The organism is Rhodococcus sp. G6(2025), assembly GCF_058628105.1.
In genome coordinates this window covers 22,811-42,050 of sequence record NZ_CP179753.1, presented here as the reverse complement: position 1 = coordinate 42,050, position 19,240 = coordinate 22,811, and the positions used below count along the sequence as shown (strand labels likewise).

At 63.8% G+C, this 19,240-nt stretch carries 19 protein-coding genes; 8 read left to right on the top strand and 11 right to left on the bottom strand.

Annotation, left to right across the window (positions count from 1 at the left end; genetic code table 11):
• Nucleotides 1-353: 353 nt before the first annotated feature.
• Nucleotides 354-1,979, bottom strand: a complete 1,626-nt coding sequence (locus tag ACLIVD_RS43115) for an FAD-binding oxidoreductase (protein ID WP_206004752.1) — start codon at nucleotides 1,977-1,979, stop codon at nucleotides 354-356.
• Nucleotides 1,980-3,950: 1,971 nt separating this feature from the next.
• Here ACLIVD_RS43115 and ACLIVD_RS43110 point away from each other — a divergent pair.
• Complete coding sequence (locus tag ACLIVD_RS43110) at nucleotides 3,951-5,270, top strand: Nramp family divalent metal transporter (protein WP_206004751.1); 1,320 nt, start codon at nucleotides 3,951-3,953, stop codon at nucleotides 5,268-5,270.
• Between the two features lie 692 nt (nucleotides 5,271-5,962).
• Here the strand turns inward: ACLIVD_RS43110 and ACLIVD_RS43105 are convergent.
• The 6 genes from ACLIVD_RS43105 to ACLIVD_RS43080 all read right to left on the bottom strand — a co-directional run bounded on the left by ACLIVD_RS43105 (nucleotide 5,963) and on the right by ACLIVD_RS43080 (nucleotide 9,511).
• Nucleotides 5,963-6,163, bottom strand: a complete 201-nt coding sequence (locus ACLIVD_RS43105) for a hypothetical protein (RefSeq protein WP_206004750.1) — start codon at nucleotides 6,161-6,163, stop codon at nucleotides 5,963-5,965.
• 526 nt (nucleotides 6,164-6,689) lie between these two features.
• On the bottom strand, nucleotides 6,690-6,908 hold the full coding sequence (locus ACLIVD_RS43100; protein ID WP_491933862.1) for a hypothetical protein: 219 nt from the start codon (nucleotides 6,906-6,908) through the stop codon (nucleotides 6,690-6,692).
• Nucleotides 6,909-6,952: 44 nt separating this feature from the next.
• Nucleotides 6,953-7,177, bottom strand: coding sequence for a hypothetical protein (locus tag ACLIVD_RS43095; RefSeq protein ID WP_206004748.1), 225 nt, complete (start codon nucleotides 7,175-7,177; stop codon nucleotides 6,953-6,955).
• A 588-nt stretch (nucleotides 7,178-7,765) separates the two neighbouring features.
• A complete protein-coding gene (locus ACLIVD_RS43090; protein ID WP_206004747.1) occupies nucleotides 7,766-8,422 on the bottom strand; it encodes an RES family NAD+ phosphorylase in 657 nt (218 codons plus the stop codon).
• Nucleotides 8,422-9,132, bottom strand: a complete 711-nt coding sequence (locus tag ACLIVD_RS43085) for a hypothetical protein (RefSeq protein ID WP_206004746.1) — start codon at nucleotides 9,130-9,132, stop codon at nucleotides 8,422-8,424. The genes ACLIVD_RS43090 and ACLIVD_RS43085 overlap by 1 nt, the downstream gene beginning before the upstream one ends.
• 184 nt (nucleotides 9,133-9,316) lie before the next feature.
• Nucleotides 9,317-9,511, bottom strand: a complete 195-nt coding sequence (locus ACLIVD_RS43080) for a hypothetical protein (RefSeq protein WP_206004854.1) — start codon at nucleotides 9,509-9,511, stop codon at nucleotides 9,317-9,319.
• Between the two features lie 1,736 nt (nucleotides 9,512-11,247).
• Between ACLIVD_RS43080 and ACLIVD_RS43075 the strand changes: the two genes are divergently transcribed.
• From ACLIVD_RS43075 to ACLIVD_RS43065, 3 genes are all read left to right on the top strand, one after another.
• Nucleotides 11,248-11,430, top strand: coding sequence for a hypothetical protein (locus ACLIVD_RS43075; protein ID WP_206004744.1), 183 nt, complete (start codon nucleotides 11,248-11,250; stop codon nucleotides 11,428-11,430).
• Between the two features lie 177 nt (nucleotides 11,431-11,607).
• The gene (locus ACLIVD_RS43070) at nucleotides 11,608-11,817 is read left to right on the top strand and encodes a hypothetical protein (protein WP_206004743.1); all 210 of its coding nucleotides are present in this window, start codon (nucleotides 11,608-11,610) and stop codon (nucleotides 11,815-11,817) included.
• Complete coding sequence (locus ACLIVD_RS43065; RefSeq protein WP_206004742.1) at nucleotides 11,814-12,047, top strand: hypothetical protein; 234 nt, start codon at nucleotides 11,814-11,816, stop codon at nucleotides 12,045-12,047. The genes ACLIVD_RS43070 and ACLIVD_RS43065 overlap by 4 nt, the downstream gene beginning before the upstream one ends.
• Nucleotides 12,048-12,177: 130 nt before the next feature.
• Here ACLIVD_RS43065 and ACLIVD_RS43060 read toward each other — a convergent pair whose 3' ends face one another.
• Nucleotides 12,178-12,534: a helix-turn-helix domain-containing protein gene (locus ACLIVD_RS43060; protein ID WP_206004741.1), complete on the bottom strand. Its 357-nt coding sequence runs from the start codon at nucleotides 12,532-12,534 to the stop codon at nucleotides 12,178-12,180.
• Nucleotides 12,531-12,932, bottom strand: a complete 402-nt coding sequence (locus tag ACLIVD_RS43055; RefSeq protein WP_206004740.1) for a hypothetical protein — start codon at nucleotides 12,930-12,932, stop codon at nucleotides 12,531-12,533. Before ACLIVD_RS43055 ends, ACLIVD_RS43060 begins: the two co-directional genes overlap by 4 nt.
• 61 nt (nucleotides 12,933-12,993) lie before the next feature.
• Between ACLIVD_RS43055 and ACLIVD_RS43050 the strand changes: the two genes are divergently transcribed.
• From ACLIVD_RS43050 to ACLIVD_RS43035, 4 genes are all read left to right on the top strand, one after another.
• On the top strand, nucleotides 12,994-13,527 hold the full coding sequence (locus ACLIVD_RS43050) for a TIR domain-containing protein (RefSeq protein WP_206004739.1): 534 nt from the start codon (nucleotides 12,994-12,996) through the stop codon (nucleotides 13,525-13,527).
• Nucleotides 13,528-13,672: 145 nt separating this feature from the next.
• Nucleotides 13,673-14,389, top strand: a complete 717-nt coding sequence (locus tag ACLIVD_RS43045) for a hypothetical protein (RefSeq protein WP_206004738.1) — start codon at nucleotides 13,673-13,675, stop codon at nucleotides 14,387-14,389.
• A 1,563-nt stretch (nucleotides 14,390-15,952) separates the two neighbouring features.
• Complete coding sequence (locus ACLIVD_RS43040; protein WP_206004736.1) at nucleotides 15,953-16,843, top strand: IS982 family transposase; 891 nt, start codon at nucleotides 15,953-15,955, stop codon at nucleotides 16,841-16,843.
• 64 nt (nucleotides 16,844-16,907) lie between these two features.
• Complete coding sequence (locus ACLIVD_RS43035) at nucleotides 16,908-17,528, top strand: hypothetical protein (protein ID WP_241032090.1); 621 nt, start codon at nucleotides 16,908-16,910, stop codon at nucleotides 17,526-17,528.
• A 138-nt stretch (nucleotides 17,529-17,666) separates the two neighbouring features.
• Here ACLIVD_RS43035 and ACLIVD_RS43030 read toward each other — a convergent pair whose 3' ends face one another.
• Both ACLIVD_RS43030 and ACLIVD_RS43025 read right to left on the bottom strand, forming a co-directional pair.
• Nucleotides 17,667-18,323, bottom strand: coding sequence for a hypothetical protein (locus tag ACLIVD_RS43030; protein ID WP_491933861.1), 657 nt, complete (start codon nucleotides 18,321-18,323; stop codon nucleotides 17,667-17,669).
• Nucleotides 18,304-19,008, bottom strand: coding sequence for a PIN domain-containing protein (locus tag ACLIVD_RS43025; RefSeq protein ID WP_206004734.1), 705 nt, complete (start codon nucleotides 19,006-19,008; stop codon nucleotides 18,304-18,306). Before ACLIVD_RS43025 ends, ACLIVD_RS43030 begins: the two co-directional genes overlap by 20 nt.
• Nucleotides 19,009-19,240 lie beyond the last annotated feature (232 nt).

Sequence of the window (19,240 nt, the reverse complement as noted above, 5' to 3'; positions counted from 1 at the left end):
TTGACCGAACGGTCCTCAGTGGGATTGGGAACGCGGCTCCGATACCGCGCGAGGTATCCCTAGATTGCGTCGTCGAATCACTCGACGCCGTGCCTGACTACGGCATCAAAGGGACGCGCCACGTACTCCGCTCCTCTATTGCGCACGCCCAGGGTGACGCGTCGCATGCTTCGCGCATCCAATGCGGGGTTGCCAACTGGTCGTCGGGGTAGATCCGCTGGGCATGGTGACTTCCCTTGCTAGACCAGTTCTTTCGTGCGTACCTATCCAGGATGCGTGGGAATATTGCGAAGCGTGTGCCACCCAAGTTGGGCGGGACGCTGACGCGCCCCGGCCCAAGCCCGGCCGGTTATTTATTTCGGATCAATGAGGACCCCAGGGTTCATCACCATGTTGGGGTCGACAGTCTGCTTCACCGCACGCAGTGCTGACGTGAACAGCTCCGGACGCTGCTGGTCATACCAGGGGCGGTGGAAGCGGCCGACGGCGTGGTGGTGGGTGATGGTGCCGCCCGTGGCAAGGACTGCATCAGATGCGGCCTGTTTGATCGCGGCCCATTGCTGTAGTTCGCCGCCCGGCTTCGCTGACGCCACCACGGTGTAGTAAGGGGCGGGGCCGTCGGGATAGACGTGGGTGAAACGGCACGCGACGACGCCGTCGCCACACTCGCGCTTAACGGCCTCGGTCGTCGCCTGCATCACCCGTGCATGAAGCTCGGGGAACGCGCTCCATGTGCACGCGGTCTCAAAGGTTTCTCGTAGTACGCCCATGCGGGAGTAGCCCTCCTTGTAGTGCGGGCCGCGCACGAAGAAGTTTCGCCATTTGCCGGCAGCGCCGGCGTGGCCGGCTTCGGGCGCCGAACGACCTTGTAACGCTTCAGCGCTAACCCGGCCACCGTGGTCGGCGCAGATCTGAGCGGCACGTTGCATCCATGTATCCAAGGGATGGTCGGCCGACTCGAAGGCGAGGACCAGGATCGAGTCGGAGCCGTCCGACGCGCCGGACAGCAGGCTTTCTGTTGGGTCGAGCAGTCGGCAGTTGGTCGGTGCGAGACCGGATTGAGCAAGAGCACGGATGGCGTCTACGGCCTTGTCGAAGTCACTGAACGGCACCGATGTGGCGACCTTGAACGTCGGCTTGTCCTGCAGCCGCATCCACGCTTCGGTGATGACGCCAAGCGTGCCCTCGGAACCGATAAACATGCGGTCGGGCGAAACCCCTGCCCCGTCGGCAGGAATGCGTCCGGTTTGCAGTGTTCCTGAAGGGGTCACTACACGCATGGCTTGAACGTAGTCGTCGATCTGGGTGAATCCAGTGGCGAAGTGTCCCGCTGCCCTGGTCGCAATCCACCCGCCGAGGGTAGAGAATTCAAAGGCCTGCAAGAAGAACCGCATCGACAATCCGTGTGGTCGAAGCTGGTTCTCCATGTCGGGTCCCAGGACGCCACCCTGGATCAGCGCCGACCGCGAAGCCCGGTCAATCTCCAGCACTCGGTTCAGGTGCCGCAGGTCGAGGCTGATTGCGCCGCGGTAGTCATCGGACACGATCGGCTCAATGCCCTGGGCTACGGAGGACCCCCCGCCGTACGGAACGACTGCGACGTCGTTGGTGTGGGCCCAGTCGAGCACAGAGACAACATCGTGTTCAGTACGTGGGAACGCGACGAAATCCGGTGGGTTGTCGAATTGTTTGGCCAACCCACGGACGAAGTCGCCCAGATTCTTGCCCAGAGTGTGCTCGGCTCGCGCCCACGTGTCGTTCTGACAGATTCCGGCCAGCGATTCCGGCGCGTGGACTCGCGGCTCCCGCAGTTCGATTTCGCTGATGTCGGGGGCCTTGGCCAGCTCGCGGAGTCGGAGCCCGAACTTGTCCCGAAGCATGCCCCCGATTTCGAGAATCTCCGAGTCGCTGACACTCGTGTCTGCATAGCCCCACCCCCAGAACTTCCGCTTCCGTCTGTCGAGGTGTTCCTCAGTCATAGTGTTCATCGTTCCTTCCTAGACAGAGGTACCTGGCGGTACCCAAACGGGGCGGGCCAAATTGGACGCGCCAACGGAGGCGAGATGGTTCGGTTCCAGGAGGCGAAACCCCGTCGATCGAGCCGCTCACGGCCCATCGGGATCTCCTCATATCGCGGTGTGTGACGCTCGGCGAGACAACCGCCAGCGTTTGTGGGCGAATCTCAATCTCATGGTTCTACGTAGAACCGGCCGAGCGTTGGTCTGGCCATGGTGTCGGAAGAAAACGTTATGCCATGAGTTTGTCAATCGCAAGGGTTCATTTCGTTTGACGGAAAAAAATTCCGTATGGCGGAATTAAGTAGCCTGGGTGGAGTCTCCGGTGGCCTTAGTGGAGGCGGTTGGCCAAGCTGTGTCTCCAGCTTCAAGTCACCGCCAGCTTGTCATGCTGTGGCCAACTGTGAAAGTGGCGCTGAGCACTGGGATCTCGGACACCCAGCCTGTCGAGCGGCAAGAGCTCTTAGCGGCCCTGCCACAAAATAGTTCGACGACCAGGTTATGTGCGCATACCGGAAATGCACCTGCTCGCCGGGTAGGTGGTCAATCTGAGTTGTGCTAGCTCATCGCACTGTGCGCCTACGCTCCGATGCGTGTTGATGGTCTGGCCATGCCCGCGGTGCAACAAGTAAGCGTGGCGAGGATTCTGTTCCCCTACAGACGCATGTGTGACTCGGCCTGCGACTGCGAAAATCACGCGCCCAATGAGTAGCTGAAGTCCACGGGAGTATGGCAGCGGATTCACGACGCGTAACGTGATCGGGTGCGGATACAGGGCGCCGACACCCGCTGCCGTCCGACACGATCGTTTACTCCAAATCGGTGCAGGGCGCACGACGCGGTGGCCCGGTCGAGCCGAGGATACGACGCGGGCACTGAACGGCCGCAAACGTCTTCGCGGCCGACGTCAACGGGCTGCTAGTGGCGGTCGTGGTAACCATGGTCGGAATCCGGGACCGTGACCGCGCCATCCGGCTGCTGGCTGCGCTGCGTGCCCCTATTCTCGACGATCAGCCTGGTGTGGGCGGACGGTGGCTACGTCAGACGGCTGATCGACTGGTCGAAACGGGTTGTGTCCCTCACGGATCAGGTCGTCAAGCGCACCGGTGATGTTAAGGGTTCAACGTGGTTCTCCGGCGTTGGGTCGTCGAGCGAACCTTCGCCTGGATCTGTAAGCACGCCGTTGCGTCCGCGACTACGAGACGCAGCCTGAACATCAGGAAGCGATGGTCTACATCGCCATGATCGCCACCATGTCACGCCGACTCGCCCGCACGGCGTGGCCCATCCCGAAGCTTTCAGACGCTCTGTTCGACCTAGACCGCGTACCAACTGAGATCGATGTAGGAGACTTAGGCGCATCCGGGGCGGTGACCGCTTAGCGCGAACAATTGCCTATTTTTCGTATCGTGAAACATCTTCTGAATTCCGGGATTCCCTTGCGCGGGTGTGATGTCGGTCATACCATAGCCACTGTTCCGGACTGATCAGGTGGCTGAGAGGACCGCAGCCGCGACATTGCCGATCCCGGCGCGGCGCCCCAGCAGTTCTCGTCAAGTGGAGCTCGGTCAATCGAACGGAAGGACGATGACGGACCTATGGCAGCAAGCCGGGCTCAAGTGTCGCCCCTGGGAGCGCCGGAGGCGGCCTTCGAAGGCCGCCACGGCAATATCGCCGCGTGACAGAGCGACAATTCGTCAACCCCGCCATTTGGTCTTGCCGCTAAAGGCGGGAACTCAAGCCGGGCGGTCGGTTTCAAGAGAATCTATTCTCGCCACCTCTTAGCCGGCGACCGGGGCGTGTTCAGTGCTTTGGTTTAACTGAGCCCATCATGATTTATCGCTCGCCATTTATAGATTGCCCGTGCGGACAGCGATAGTAGCGTTGCGCGTTTCACCGCCTGCGGGTTCGCCCCGTCGGAATGAAGGAGAGAGTATGGAACAGACCAAGCAAATGGCGCGGCCAGCCGGGAGATTGCCTAAATGGGTATCGAACGTAAGGCAGATTGGACCCGGGTTCGTCGCAGCGATGACCATGCTCGGAGCCGGCGAGCTTATCGATGTAACGGTCGCTGGGGCGAACTATGGATACGCCTTGATGTGGGGCTTTGCATTAGTCCTACTCAGCAAATTCTTCTTCATGTTTATGTTGACGAAGTATCAGCTCCTTAATGGGAAGGGGCTGACGATTATGCAAGGTTTCGGAAAACTGGGGAAAGTATTCCCTTTGGCTGCAGGGATGGGTCTCCTGCTCGGCATATTTGCGTATGGTGCATTTTACGTGCCTGCTGCGGGCACTGCACTGGTCGAACTCGTGGGGTTCGAGTCACCGTTTGCTGTATTCATCGGCTCGGTTGTAACGGTGGCGCTTGCAGCGTTTATGCTAAGGGCCAAGCGAGCCTATGCAATTTTCGAAAGCGTCAGCCGATTAGTTGTGCTGCTACTTGTGGGCACATTCGTCTATACCGCAATTTCCCAAGGACCCTCACTGCTGGCGCTAATTAAAGGGCTGCTGTTCAGCGTGCCATCTGATAAGGGTATGTTCGGCTCTCTTTTCGTCGTGGTGGCGCTGATTGGGGTAGCTGGAGTCACCCCCGCGGCGATAGTCTACAACTATGCGATTTACGAGAAGGGCTGGCGTTCCCCACGGCACCGTGCCACGCAGGTGCTTGACCTGCTCGTAGCGATCGTAGCCATCGCCATCATCGATTTCAGTATATGGATTGTCGCCGCCGAAACTGTGCACGGTACCGGATTTTCTATAAGCGACACCGATGATCTCGCCAGGCTAATGCAACTCGCAATTGGTGACGTTGGGCCGCCACTTCTGTGGGTAGCGATCTTTTTTGCCTCATTCACATCCATAGTCGGTACGGTCTTCCTCTTCAGTAGAGCAGTCGTCGATGCGTTACACAACGCTTTTCCTTCGCGTTACGAAGGCAATGTCGATTTGGAAAAGAGCCCAATCATTAAGTGGCTGACCATCTTGGGGCTCCTGCTGCCGCTGCTCTGCGCTACTCCCTGGGCGCCTAACATGGTGGTCCTTGCCATCTCTGCTGTCACGATTCCACTGGTAGCAACACCGTTCATGCTTATCGGGCTGATACGCCTTACCGGTAGTACCCGGTTTCTACCTGCTGAATTTGTGCGTCGGTGGCAGTCAGGATTGCTGGTCATTATGACAGTAGCGGCGCTCGTATCACTAGTGATTGCCGCGCACGGCTTGGTCGGGGTAGTGCGGACGCTCGCGGGATAAACCTGGGTGTGCCGATTCGGATGAGTCCGTGGGTGGGTCGCAACTGCGAAATGCCCTGTCGTAGTGGAAGAACGTAACTTGTCATAGAAACAATTCGGCCGCGACGAAGGGCATCTCGTAGGAGAAGCTATCTCACACCCGACCCGGAGCTGCGGCGAGGTTCGGCGACCCAATCTGATCTCGACCGCGGGACTGGTCCCCGGTGATGGCATTGGCGCAGGCAGCGGCCTGGGGGCTGTCCTGGAACCGCGAGGCGACGGCATCAAGTTGCCGGACATGACCGAAGGTGAGTTGGCGGAGAGAGATCCCAGCGTTTGTCGGTGCGCGTCCTACGGCTCACCCAGCCGACACAACATGGCTTACCGTCCAGGTAACACGCGAGATGCTGGTGTCTCGGAGTGAGTCAGGGGTCGCCCCTCAGGCACTCGTGAACGGGTTCTGGGTCAAGAGTGTCTCCTTCGAGGCCATCCGAGAGCTCTGCGGATAGCGCCATGACGAGGTGACGGGTGTTGCGGAGGCGGGGTATGTGCGGTCCCTTCTCGCCCTCGCGAGGTATCGCCCGGTGGTCGGTTGAGGTCAGGGCCTATGGTTGCGGGCCGACAGAACTGATCGCGGCGGGTGGGCCGACTCACCCCTGGGGACCGGTCACATCGTCGTCCTGCGTGGCGGTGGTCGGTGTCGTCGGGAGACGATCAGTTGCGGGGGTGGTCGTCCACCCAGTAGGTGAGGGTGTACCGGCTGAGGTCGGGGTTTCCGGTGGTCAGGGTCGTCTGGAGGGACAGATCGGAGAAGGGGCGGATGCCCTGGGCCCGCAACGACGCGGCGGCCTTCGCCTCCACCTCATCGAGAGCCGAGCCGGTCGGCAGCTCCAGTGATATTCGTTCGATTCCCACCGGGAACACAGTAAGGCAGCGGTATGAGCCCACCTCCCGTGACCGGTGGCCAGGGGGGACCGCGCACGCACCGCGTTGTTCCCGCGTAGTGACGCACGGCAGGTGCGTGGCGCAGGATATGAACAGTGTCGCGAGAGGTCGATGGTGGACGCGAGCGGTGCCGGAAAAGGTGACGGCGGTACCGGCGCGACGTAGCCGTGGCCCGGGGTGTGGCTGCGAGAGGTGTTGTGGCGCAGCCAAGCGCAGCCCCCGCCAACGATGAAGATCAGCTGGCAGGGGCGCTACACGGACAACCTGCACGTGATGACGAGCGGCGCATTTCTGATTTTCGTGAGCGGCGGCATCGAAGTCCAGGGAGTGTGATCCACACCATCACACTATTTTCGGCCAGCCCGGGCCGCGGATTGCTGCGAGGGGCGGTTGGTGTACGGCGCCGAGTGCGAGCGGGTACTGGAGGTGACCGGCGCGGGGCCGGCCGGCGTCGTCTTCGACCGGTTCGGGGCGGGGTGTGTCCGGCGCAGGCTTGTCAGAGTGCGGCGGCGGTCAGGGCGGCGATGCCGGCGACTGCGACAAGTATCAACAGGGCGAGCGGTGACGAGCCGAGGACAGCGGCCCACACCAGAATGGTCAGCAGCGCCAGGCCGAGGGGTATGGCGATGCCAGCTTCCCGGCCCTCGACCAGGGCCGGGACCTCCGGTGTGGCGCCGTCGCTGCCGGTCTCGGGCCGGATCTGGGCGGCGGTCACCGGCGGCACGGATTCTTCCCATCGAGGAGGGTTGGGTGCTCCTGTCACAGGTATTCGAGTAGGGGGAAGAGTGCGATCGCGGACATCATGATGCCGGCGACTCCGGCGACGATGCCCAGCAACGCCCGCAGGGAGGCCGCCTCGTCGTCGGCGACGGCGGTCCGGGTGGTGGCGACGGCCCCGCACATCACCGCGCACAGGCCGAGGGCGAACCCGAGCCCGAACACCCAGAACGACGGAATCGACAACGCACCCAGCACGATCGACACGGTGGGTAACCGTGAAGCACGTCGCCTCGGGCGCTGAGGTGCGTCTGCGGAGGACCACCCGTCGCTGGTGGCAGGTGGTTCACACGGGGCGGCAGGGGCGGTCATGATCCTCCTTACGAGGGCGTGGTGTCGGGGCTGGTGAGTGCACCTCGGTGCGAGGGACGCTCACGGTTTCGTGTGTGATCGACTCTGGAGAATTTAGCACTCTCCATGTGAGAGTGCTAACAGTTTTATGGCATAAGTGAGCGTGCACACACCTCTCCTCACCCATGGGCGGTAATCCGCGAGTCTGGGTGAAGCGGCCGCGACCATTCTGTGGTGTGCCCGACCGTGAACGAGCCGGAATCGAACTCGATGACACGGCTGCGCATCTGGGGCTCGGTCACGCCGAGGTCGTGTTCACGAATTCCCGCGGATCCGGAGCGGCAGGCCACATCAATGCCGCTGGAGGTCCTGGTGACGTACTCGTTGCGGTCGGTGCTTGGTTCCGTGTGTCGGACTGCGGATCTGGCCGCGTGTGAAGTGTCCGTGCGTAGGCGAGAGCACATACTCCATGTGCGTCGGCCGCGGCCAGGGCCGTGCTCCGGTTCAGGTGGGGGAGAGGATGGCGCTGTGGTCGGCGACGATCCTGGCGGCCAGGTCACGGCCGGGCCCGCGGTCGAGCGGCAAGGGCGTGGTGGTGGGGTCGAGGGTCAGGGCGGGGTGGGGTGTGATCGCCGGATCACTGGTGAGGACCCAGGCGAGGGTGTCTTCGTTGTGCCGGGGCCGGTAGGCGAGCCCGTCGATATCGGGATCGGCGGCAAGGATGGCGTGCGCCCACCGGCGGGTCGTGACGTAAAGCCGTGCCTCGCATTTGGTGAGCCAGAGATCTTGTCCGACCGCCGAGAGGTGGGGGCCGTGCAGTGCGGCGACGGTGAGGGGGCGGGTGACGGTCAGGGCAGTCAGGGTGCGGCCGGCCACCGCACTGGCGGGCACGATCCGGGCGATGGTGGGATCGAGGGGCAGGTCCCGGCAAATGGTTTCGGCGATCGCCCCCTCGGGGCTGTCGGCGAGGTAGAGGTAGGCGTAGCTGCCGTCGAGGGAGTCGAACCGCCCGCCCGCGAGCTCGTCGGGCTGCGCGCTCGGGTTGGGGACGTGTGCGGCACGGTGGCTGCTGTGCACCCGCCACACCACGGTTCCGGCGTCGAGCACGGTCCGGTGCGCCGGCCGGAGTAAACCTGCGGCCGGTGGTTCGATATTCGGCATCAGTCGGGCAGCACCGCCGAGGCGAGCCGCTCGAGCTTCCCACGGGCTGCGGGGTCGGGGTCGGCGGCGAGGTCGGCCGGGGTCTGCCCCTTCGGGAGGCGGGTGGACGGGGTCAGCCACCACGACGCCACCCCCCACGGGTCGGCGGCCGCACCGAGGAGCTCATTCACGGCGGCGACGGCCTCGCGGACCGAGGCAGTCGCGTCGTCGAACTGGAACGCCGGATACCGGTAGCTGTTGCCGACCGGGAGGGCGACGACCTTGCCGGTGGTGCGCAGGCGGGAGGCGACGGTGCGATCGGCTGCGGGTCGGTGCAGGACGGCGGCGACCTGGCCGGCGGTGAGCATCGGGTGGTCGAGGATGTGCCGGCGGGCGGCTTGCTCGATTTCGGCTTGTTCGATGGCGTCGTCGACGAGGTCGGCGCCGATCCGGGCGGCCTGGGTGCGGTCGGTCAGGGTCGGTGCCATCGCCAGCAGCGCGGTGACCTGGTTGCGGACCAGGTGCATCTCGGGGCGGGCGGCGAGTTCGGAGGCGACGACGTCGATCAGTTCGGGCGTCGACAGATCGGACAACCGCCGTTCGTCCGGCGATGGAGTGGTCTGCGGGTTGTCAAGGACGTACGTGGAGCGGCCGGTCACGGTGTCTCGGCGCAGGCGGTGCCCGGCAAGCTTGTGGTGCCGCCTGGGAGGGGTTGATCGGTAGGTGGACATCGAGCGCTCCTTGCTACGTTTGCACCACTATCATACACCGTTGCATTCGTTGCGCCGGTCCGGAGTGCCCGAAGCCCGTACCGGTGGTGGCGTGTACGTCACCAGGGGTATGTCGTTCCGGGGTGTCGACGATGCGTTTGAAGGTGATGGCCTGCGGATTCGCCCGGACGCCCCCGGGTGGCCGCTACGTAGACCGTCCCGGGCGTGCTCGGGTCGGAGTCACGGTTGGATCCCTGTAGCTGTAGCGCTCGTCGAGAACGTGGTCGACCGCGGTGGTCGGGATGCGGAAGTCGTCGCCTTCCGAAGATCGGAGGCGGTCGCGGACGGAGGCGAGCATGGCGAGTTCACGTTCGAGGTCTGCTGCGGTTCGGTGGTTCACGATCCAATCCTGCCCCGAGTCGAAAAGTGCCCGTTCGGCGGCGGCGCGACGAATCTCGGCGGTGCGACAGTCACAGCCGATGTCCTGCGGGGGACATGCCGTCGCCGCCGGTCAACACCCCCAACGGCGAATCCACATCGGACAGCGCGCGAATCAGATTCAGCTCATGCTGTCGGCGGCAACGCAGACGCGTGGGAGTGAGCGCTGGTTTGATCAGCGGTACAGCCGCTTCCGCGGCTGACCGCCCCTTCGGTGTCGCGTCCGAGCGTGGCAGGCGGTCAACCGGGAAACCTTATCGCCCTCGGTGCTTCAATCCCACGGCGTGTCCTCGCGCAGGTGTAGTCCTTCCTTGTGCCGGATCCGACATTGCACTCCGGTGCCGCCGTTCTTGCACGGCAACCGCATAGACGTTGGTTGGCCGCAGATGACGTGCCAATCGCCGGTGAATTCGTTGCGCGCCAGCAATATGTGCTCGCCGCTCTCAGTAGTACCGCCAACCGTGTGGTTGGCGTAGGTTCGCGCAACAGTGACGCGGTGGGGGATGTCGGGAACCTGCTCCCATGCCGGGGCCCGGCCGGCTTCCATCGCTTGATCTCTAGCATTGCGCCGACGACGGGTGGGGTAGCCATATCGTGTTTCCACTGCTCGGCGGCTTCGGCTTCCTCACGGGCGATCCGGTCCGCTTCCTGTGCTCGCTCGATCTCCCAGCGGCTGCGCCCGTGGGACCGTTTACTGTGGGTCGCACAGGGCTGCCCCTTCTTGTTCACGCACCCCGCACCGGGCAGGGCGTTGCAGACCGGGCACTGGTAGTCCTGTCTGGCGGGGTCGTCTACAACGATGGCAGCGTCGTCATCGAGCCCGGTACCCCGTGGGTCCACGAACCGGGAGACGAACCTCGTGGCACCGTAGGTGACCGACTTGAAGCCGCCGTTCCGGCCAAGGATCACCTCTGTGACTGGGCCGTATTTCCGTACCGCTTCGGCCGGGCCCAGACGCCCGGTAATCGCTACGTGACCGTGCTCGGTCCACTCATGCCCGATGACAGGCTCCATGCCCGATGACAGGCTCGCCGACCCGCGCCCAGGCGATGGGCTCACCGCAATAGCCGTCATAGAGAACTCCGTCGCTCATAACCTCATCCTGCCTCGTGCTGTCGTCGGCCAGCGTGGGGCGCGATTCGCGGCCGGAGGCCGAGTACACGGACGTAGCATGCGGAAATGCCAGCGAAGTGGGACGGGCAAGGCCCGACGGGACGTGAGACACACTGGACACGGTCAGGTCAGTCGCTGCCAGGTCGCCGCGAGTGTCAAGCCCTACAGATGCGCAGCAGTTGGAGAAGATGAGCTCGCAAGGTGCAGCGGGCGGACCGGGAGATTCAGACCGTGGAACGGTGGGGCCGCCGCGGCCACATCCTGGACTGCGCGGTCACCTTCCCATTTCGGGCTTGCCGGCGCAGCCGGTCTCCCTTCTGCAGTGGGGACATGTCGTTTCCGCAGCTCCGCGCGCGACTTTCGGCGGCGCGGACCGCCTCGGGATCGCGGGGTCGTAGGTATCGGCGCCGGGTGTGCGCAGTCTTCGCAGGACCGTCAGGTCCAGACCGGGTTCGGGTGTGTTCCCCACAACTGACCAGGCTACGGGCACTGCCCGAAGCGGTGCCGCCGGCGCGGTGTGTAGCGCTGGGAGTGGCGGTACCGATGTCCAGCATGGGTCGGGGCCGAGCCTGAAGGAGCAATGTCATGACTGGCATCGTGTTCGACGTTCCGAATCAGGTCGGTGACGTGACGTTCTGGCCGTGGACGTGGTGGAACGCGTGGCGACCTGGTGGAACCAGTTCTGAGGAGACGGTGATGATCGGATTGCTTCCCGACCTGTTCGGTGCGAATCCCCTCGAGGGCCGGTGTGTGGCCGCTGATCGCTGAGTGGAACGCCTTCGTCGCCTGGTGGAATCCGCTCTGAACCCCAGCTGGCCGAGCGGACCGGGTAGGGGATCTGATAGCCCATATGGGCGGTAATGCGCCGGCATCACCAACGGTCGGGGTGTGGTGAGGTGCGACGCGACCGATCCGGCTCCCGCACTGGTGCGGTTCAATAGCGGTATGGGGTCGTCCGCGGTCGAACAGCTGTGGCAGGCGTTGTCGGAGAACGAGTTGGCGTTGGTGTGCGTGCGCGGGCCGATGGCCGCGTGCGTGGACTTGTCGACGGTGGGGGATGACGGGTTGGGGGAGTTGACCTGGATGGCTCGGGAGACTGGGGAAGTCACCGAGCAGTACCTCGACGCCGCCGGCTGCGGCGCGCCGGCGACGTGACAATCTCGGCGCCGCTCGCTGCGGATGCCGCTCGGCTGCAGGTGATGCGCCGGCTCCGCGCACATGGCCTCACCGAAACGATGCTCCGCGACGATTCCCCGAGCTACGCGCTGTTGCAACGGATTCCCGCGGATCAATGGGCGATGTTCTTCGACGACTGGGAAGAGTTGAGTGCGTGGCGCCGTGCCGATCCGTGGTGGCAGGTCGGGATCCGTGCCAGTCGAACGTGACAAAGGGCCCCTTGTCGGGCCGTCTGCGGACCGTGGCGTGGATGGTGCCTGCCCGGCGATGGTGGTTGCCGGCCGCCTGTGCGGCCTTCCTACGTCGGCTGGAGGTGGGCTGTGGGTTTGCTGGCGATGTTCAGGCGAAGGCGTCGAGGTCGAGGGTGATTTCGACACCGTCCTTCTCGATGACGATTTTCGGGTGCTCGGCGCCGGTCGCGGCGAGATACTGCCGCAGGGTCGACAGCAACAGGTCGTCGCGGCGTTCGATGCGAGAGACGGTTCCTTGGTCGGTGTCGAGGGCGGCGGCGACTTGCTGCTGCGTGAGATTGCTGGCCTTACGGATGTCGGCGAGCCCTTCGGCGTGGATGCGGTTGACGGTCTCACGCTCGCCGCGGTAGCTGCGCACCTCGTCGGCGATCAACGGGTCGCTCACGAGCTTGTCGATGCGGTCGTTGGCGCGGCGGAAGCGGGTGCGCGGGGTGGGTTCGGTCATGACGGGTCCTCTCCTCGGGTTTGGTGGAGCCATTCGCGGATCGCGGTGTCGGCCCGGGGGCCGACGCTGTTGTAGAACACGTCTCCCATGCGTGCTTTGTCGGCGGCGAAGAGGGCGACGACAACGGTGTCGCTGTTCGGCGGGAACCAGCAGATCAGCCGGAAGGCGATGGACGGGTCGAAGGGGTGGGCGGTGCGCCATACCTGGTAGTTGCGGGACTGGCGGACGCGTTTGAGGTCCGGGGTTTCCGAGGTGGGTGGGCCGTCGAGGTCTCGGAGCTGGGACAGTGCATCGGCGGCGCGGGCGAGTGTTCTGCGGGCGTGCTCGTCCCCGCCGCGAGCTTTGGCTTCGATGCGGTCGAGCCAGTCGAAGAAGTCCTCGGGTGCGTCGACGTTCACACACCCAGTATGTATCTGAAACCATATGGTGTCAACGCCATGTTTGCGGTAAGGTTGCCCGGTGACTTCGCCGATGCCACCCACTGCTCTGGTCAGCTGGGCGCACAAGAACACCGACTGGAGCCGCGAGCAGGAGAAGGAGTGGGAAACCGCGGTCCGGTCCCTCGTGGAGCGTCTGCGCGCGAACGGGATCGACGCGCACATCGACCTGTACTACCAGAGCGACCCTTCGATCGACTGGACCCGATGGGGGCAGGAGATGGTCCGCGACAGCGACTTCGTCATCGTCGCGGTCAGTACGGCGTGGAAACAGCGGTGGGAGGGGACGAACGTACCCACCGCCGGCGCCGGCGCGGTCGTGGAGGCCGACACCCTCAAGGGCCGGTTCAACGAGAACCAGCACGACTTTCAGAAGAGAACCTTGATCGTCGTACTTCCGGGTTCCTCCGAGGATGCGCTTCCTGCGGACCTGCACCGTCTCAACCGGTTTCACGTCACAGAGTTCGCCGATACCGACGGCGGCATCCAACGTCTGCTGCGCATGCTGCTCAACTGGCCACGGCACATCCTCCCGGAGTTGGGTCCCTGTGCCTGATCTGCCTGCAGAACCTTCAGTGTTATTGCCGAAACCCACCCCGGCTTCGGCCCGTGTGGAGCCCCTGCCGTTTGGGTCAGCAGCCGGAGGTAGTGAGCACTCCGATCCGCTGCCCAGTGGCAGCACGCCGCGAGAGACGGTCAGTGTGATCGGCGACGGCAACACGGTCACCGTCGGCGGCCACCACGTGCACAACACCCACGTCGTCACGGCAGCCACCACGCCGTACGAGAACTCGGACCGACCCGTGTACCTCGACCGTCTGAACTCGGTCTCTCGGGGACGGCTCGAACACCGGCGCCTCGGTGCCGGACTCTCTCCGGAGCAGGTCGCTCGGACCCTCACCGAGCGGGTGCAGGTTCCGCGGCAACTCGGTGAACTCTCTGCCGGCGACTACCGCCTGCTCGTCGGGCCGCTGGGATCGGGGAAGTCCGATATCGCCGAAGAATGGTTCCGGAGTCGCATCGAGGACGCCGCGAAGAACCCGGCAGCGCCCGTGCCGGTGTGGTTGCCGGTCAGGGAAGTTGACGGGAAGATCAGTGATTTCATCGTCGGCGAGGTCGGCCTCGACGTCCTCCCCGGTCTCGGTGTCGACGTGGTGGTCGACGGCCTCGACGAGCGCACCGACGAGGCGGCAACCGCGCTCCGCCAAGCCTCCGAATTTGCCGCCAGGTGGCCGAAGTCGAGGATCATCTTGACGTCGAGATTGCAGGAGAAGGTCACCGAGCGAGTCGTTCCGGTGCCCACCCTGAGCAGGACGAGCGCGGACCGGTTGATGCGACTGGTCGCCGGGTACCGGATCGGCCATCTGGGCCGGCACCTCGAGGACGCCATCGAGCGTCGTTCTTCGCCCTGCTGGTAGCCCTGCACGCCAGTGCCACCGAGGGCGCGACCGGGATCCCCGAACTGATCGATCGCGTCGTCGAGAACGCCGTCGCTGCCGAAGGCCACGACCTCTACACCGGCCTGCGGCGCCTCGCCGTCGAGACCGTGCGCACCGGAAAGGCTGTCGACCCCGCCCGGTTCACCACAACCGACGTGGCTGCACAGATTCGGAACTCGTCACTGGTGACGACAACTGGGCGGAACTGCGCCTTCTCCCTCGCCATCTTCGAGCAGTGGTTCGCCGCGAAGGCTCTGCTCGAGGAGGAGGAACACGTCGATAAGCTGCTGACGTCGCTGCGAGCCTTCGACCGCTGGAAATATGTGTTCGCCATGGTCCTCGCGGCAGGAGAACCCACTCGGGTGGACCCGGTGATGGCGACGATCGCGCGATGGAATCCAGGTGCCGCATCCTGGGTGATTCTTCCCCTTCTCGATCATCAGATCACAGGACCTCGACAAGGTGACCGTGGCAGTCAACATCAAACACTCCAAGCTGTCGGTGACCTGGCTGGAGTCCGATGCTGGAACGAACGACGTTCTTCCTCCGGTGATTTCAGGCAACATTCCGATGGACCGTCCGATGATCTCGCGCGGGCACGCCGTCCCGACCGGGCTGAACGGGGTATGGGAAACCTCGCGAGATCACCTCGCCAGCGACGTGACGGACCGCTTCGTTCGGATCGCTCAACGAATCGGCCAGCAGCAACCGGGAGTCGCGCAGGATGAGGCGCGAGACGAGACCAGAATCCTAGGCGCGCAATTCGCCTTCCCCGGACAGCTCAAACCTGAAACTGAGACGACTGCACCCCTGTACCCGGAGGGCGATATCGCACCGACGTATGCGACGCCCTGGGGGTCATTCACACCCGAGCGGATGCTTGACCGCGTGCAGCAGATCATCACTGCGGCGATGACCTGCTATCTCGAACTCGCTCAGGTCGTGACCCCCCGATTCGGAGACACTCTCGGACGCCGCGGTCTCATGCCCGCAGAGTTCTACGGGAACATCTCCTACCACCCGCACCGTGAGCGCGGTGCGTTCGAATTTCCGGGACCGATCGAGCCGGGAATTCGGTGGTTGCTCAAACCGACCGGCACCCCGAGCCCGGACGGACGTCGCCCCGGGGTCAAGACGGTGTCGCTGACCTTGAACGACGAAGCACGGGTCCAGGAGATCGACGACGACCGCGACACGCTCTACGGCTCATTCAGGGCCTACGTCGAGGCATACCCCCCGTACGAGGCTTTCGCTCCCAACTTCTCCACCCACTCATGGTCGCTTCGACATGCAGAGCGGCAAACCAGCGACCAAACTCGCATTGTCATGGCTGTGGAAAGACCTCACCGATCTCGGGTGGGTAGACGGACACTTTCCGACGAGTCTCTGACCCTCGAGAAGACGAAAAATCCTGATCAACTCCACACTCCACACTCCGCGCGCAAATGCGGCCCTCGGCGAGCAGGTGCGACTCACTAGATGATTGATTCCTTGAAGCGTGTCGCGGAGGAGGAGTAGGCGGAGGGTTTCCAAGATCAAAGCGTGACCAAAGAACTGGAAACCCTCCTGACCGAACTGTATGTGCTCATCGACGATCATGTCGTCGAACCCCGCTCCGGTCGGGGTCGGCGGCCCGTGCTCAGCGATGCCGAACTGCTCACCCTGGCCGTGGCACAGATGCTGCTCGGGTTCGATTGTGAACGCCGGTGGATCCGGCACGCCCACCACAGCGTCGAGTTGCGTGCCCTGTTTCCCTACATTCCCGGACAGTCGGACTACAACAAACGTGTCAGGGCGGCACGAGGGTTGCTGTGCAAGGCAATTCAGACGCTGGCGCGGATCTCACCATCCTGGTTCGACGACCTGTGGATCACCGACGCCACCCCGGTGCCCTGCGGGATGTCTCGTGAAACGGTGAAGCGATCGGACCTGGCCGGGCACGCCGGGTACGGCTATTGCGCTTCCCATTCGCGCTTCTACTGGGGGCTGAAGCTGTATCTGGTCTGTGCGGGCGACGGGATGCCGATCATGTGGTGCCTGGCGAATCCGAAGCTCGGTGAGCGTGAGGTGGTGACCGCGCTGCTCGAACGCGATCATCACCTGATTCGGTCGGGGCAGATCTTGCTCGCCGACAAAGGCTTTTCCGGCGCACAGTTCGCCGATACCACCGCCGCGATGGGTCTGCAGCTGCTGCGACCGGACCGTAAGGACGAAACGTACAAGAACGGCAATCTCGGCGGGGTGCGGCAGTGGATCGAATCGGTCAACCACACGTTGAAAGGGCAGCTTGGCCTGGAGGAACACGGTGGCCGTACCACGCACGGGGTGTTCGCCCGCGTCGCCCAGCGTGTGCTGGCGATGGCCGCCGGCATCTGGCACAACTGGAACATCGGCGCCACTGCCAAGCGATCACTGATCGCCTACGACCACTGATCCGTTCAAGGAATCAATCATCTAGACTCGAGAAAACTCCATATCTTCTCTAGGATCTGCGCTGATGGAAATTCTGGGGGAGCATAGGTTTCCGGTGACCGACCGCTGGCTGGCCGGGGTTCCGCCACTGCCGACGTTGGCCGATCCGGCCGCGCAGTTGGCGGAGCGCTTGGTGTTGCTGCTGCACTATGGGATCGACTGGTCGGAGAACAACTGGGTGGCGGCCCGCCGCGGCGACTACTGGGACAACTCGCTGCCCACCCGGGTCCGGTTGGCCACCTACAACAGCATCAACCTGCACCAGTGGTGGACAGCCTCCGCGGCCCGGCTTGGGTCGGCCCCGCGCACTGACGAGCAACGCTCCGAGCTGGCCATGCTTCTCACCAGTGAGGCGCGGCCGGTGCTGCAGGTGATGCGCGACCAAACGACCGCATTGACTCTGCTGGCCCGGATCGTGGCCGATGCCGTCCGCCCGGACCGGCGACGCCCGGAGGTTGGCGTCGTGACGGTCACGCGTATGTGGGAGCTGGAGATGACCGCTCGGTCGCCGATCTCGCACCACCGTGATCGGTCGGCGCACGAAGATCCTGCAACCCGACGGGTCAGCGGAGCTGCGACCAAAATGTTCCGAGGTATGCCGAAGCGCGTCCTCCCGTCGCTCAGTCAGCGTAGAACTGGCCTATAACTGCACCCAGTGTGGGGATGAGCAGGCGCCCTCACCCCTTGGTGTCGGTACCCGAACCGTCCGTCGTCCCTTCAGTCGGCCGCGTCGCATTCCACGCCCTCCATGCACGCTCCATCGCTTCCTGAACCTCAGGCTGCTTCACGAAGATTGCAAGGTCCCGCAAGTTTGTGGCGGTTCCGCATCTCCCATCTCCCGGGTTATCGCATCCATCAAGGCAGGCGGCGTCTGAAACCCGTCCGCCATCCGCCCGATCGATTCTTCTGGACTCACCGCACCACGGAGCATCTGATCGATCATCTTGAGTGCGTCATCCGAGAACGGGAAGAGCCAAGCCTCGTCCGTGTAGTCGCGAGGAACCCGTTGCCACGCGGCGCGGCCCACGTCATCCGGCAGGGCCTCCACCCCATCAACCACTAGGTCTGTGACTGAACCATCCTCCGCGACTGTGAGACCACCGGATACACGAACTGGCTTCGACACATCCGTTGGCATATCCCTCGCACCGGCCACACTGATCACCACCGGCACATCCACTCGGAACCGAGCTGTCCACGGCCCACTGGCACGTGCGCCGGACGCATCATTGAACTGCCACCCTTCAGCCGGATGACCGACATCGACAATCTGCGAGCACACCGTCGTCAGTGGCAATCCGCCACTCTCCGGATCGATTCGGCCACCCAGCAAACGGTCTCTCAACTGTTCAGAAATCACATTCGATGTCTCGCACCTCTCTAGCCGCTGAGCGAACTCCTCGACCGGCACCGGCGCATGCTCACTCGCGAGATGCTGCACCAACCGATCCAAGCCGAGCACGTACTGCACCCGATCGATTAGGCCAACCTCGCTCAACTCTCCCTCCAGCCTGTCGATGCCACGGAAACGGAAAAGTGTCGAGGGTAGGCCCGTTCGGGTCGTCTCTGCCCTTGAGGCGTCTCCCGAAGTCGTGCCGATTCGCACTGACGAACCACACCGCCGCGTTCGGATTGTCGGCCGCAGTTGCCAGAAGCGTGAACCAAATCAGCGTGTCCCGGTACCCGTCTTTCAGTGACGCCGCGGAGGACTTCTTCTCCGTATCCGATCGGTTGTCCACGTACGGGGCTCGCCGCTCCGACGAACGCCGCGCGATTTCGAGGTGATCGATGCTCGTCGGCACCGGTGCGATACACGCCCCGAGATCTGACAGTGATGAGCGCAACTCCTGTGCGTACGCAACGCACTGGCGGCGGATCTCCTCGACCATAGCCCCCACGGCGTCCGCCAGGCCTAGTTGGTCGAGTTTGAGCGCTTCGAGCTTCTGTGCCTGCACCCGCCAATCTCGGACCACCACATTCACTGTCTCCATCGCCACGATCTCGGGCACCACTACCTGCACACCCCGCCCCGACGCCCACTCGCGTAGTTGCTGCCACGGCTGCGATCGCAACCGTGGCGACGCCGACAGGATGTTCGTATCAACAACGATGATCGTGGTGTTCACCTCGCCTATTGTGGTGGCATCTTCGGATGACCGGGCGGCGTGCGTCTTTTCTGCATCGACCAGCGGGACACCGTGGACCTGACTCTCGGCGCACTGAGTACTCGGACGGCGGACCTGTGTCGGGTCCGGTGTCGTGCGCCGCGCTGGAGGTCTCAGTCTTGAGCTGGTAGGCAGCCGACCTCCGTGCTCGTTTGAGCCCTGGGTGTGGGGCTGAGGGGCTGATTCGGTGGGG

Excerpts from the sequence above, each read along its gene's own strand:
- ACLIVD_RS43115 (WP_206004752.1), bottom strand. The coding sequence starts at position 1,979 with ATGACTGAGGAACACCTCGACAGACGGAAGCGGAAGTTCTGGGGGTGG.
- ACLIVD_RS43110 (WP_206004751.1), top strand. The coding sequence starts at position 3,951 with ATGGAACAGACCAAGCAAATGGCGCGGCCAGCCGGGAGATTGCCTAAA.
- ACLIVD_RS43090 (WP_206004747.1), bottom strand. The coding sequence starts at position 8,422 with ATGCCGAATATCGAACCACCGGCCGCAGGTTTACTCCGGCCGGCGCAC.
- ACLIVD_RS43085 (WP_206004746.1), bottom strand. The coding sequence starts at position 9,132 with ATGTCCACCTACCGATCAACCCCTCCCAGGCGGCACCACAAGCTTGCC.
- ACLIVD_RS43075 (WP_206004744.1), top strand. The coding sequence starts at position 11,248 with ATGACTGGCATCGTGTTCGACGTTCCGAATCAGGTCGGTGACGTGACG.
- ACLIVD_RS43070 (WP_206004743.1), top strand. The coding sequence starts at position 11,608 with ATGGGGTCGTCCGCGGTCGAACAGCTGTGGCAGGCGTTGTCGGAGAAC.
- ACLIVD_RS43060 (WP_206004741.1), bottom strand. The coding sequence starts at position 12,534 with ATGACCGAACCCACCCCGCGCACCCGCTTCCGCCGCGCCAACGACCGC.
- ACLIVD_RS43035 (WP_241032090.1), top strand. The coding sequence starts at position 16,908 with ATGGAAATTCTGGGGGAGCATAGGTTTCCGGTGACCGACCGCTGGCTG.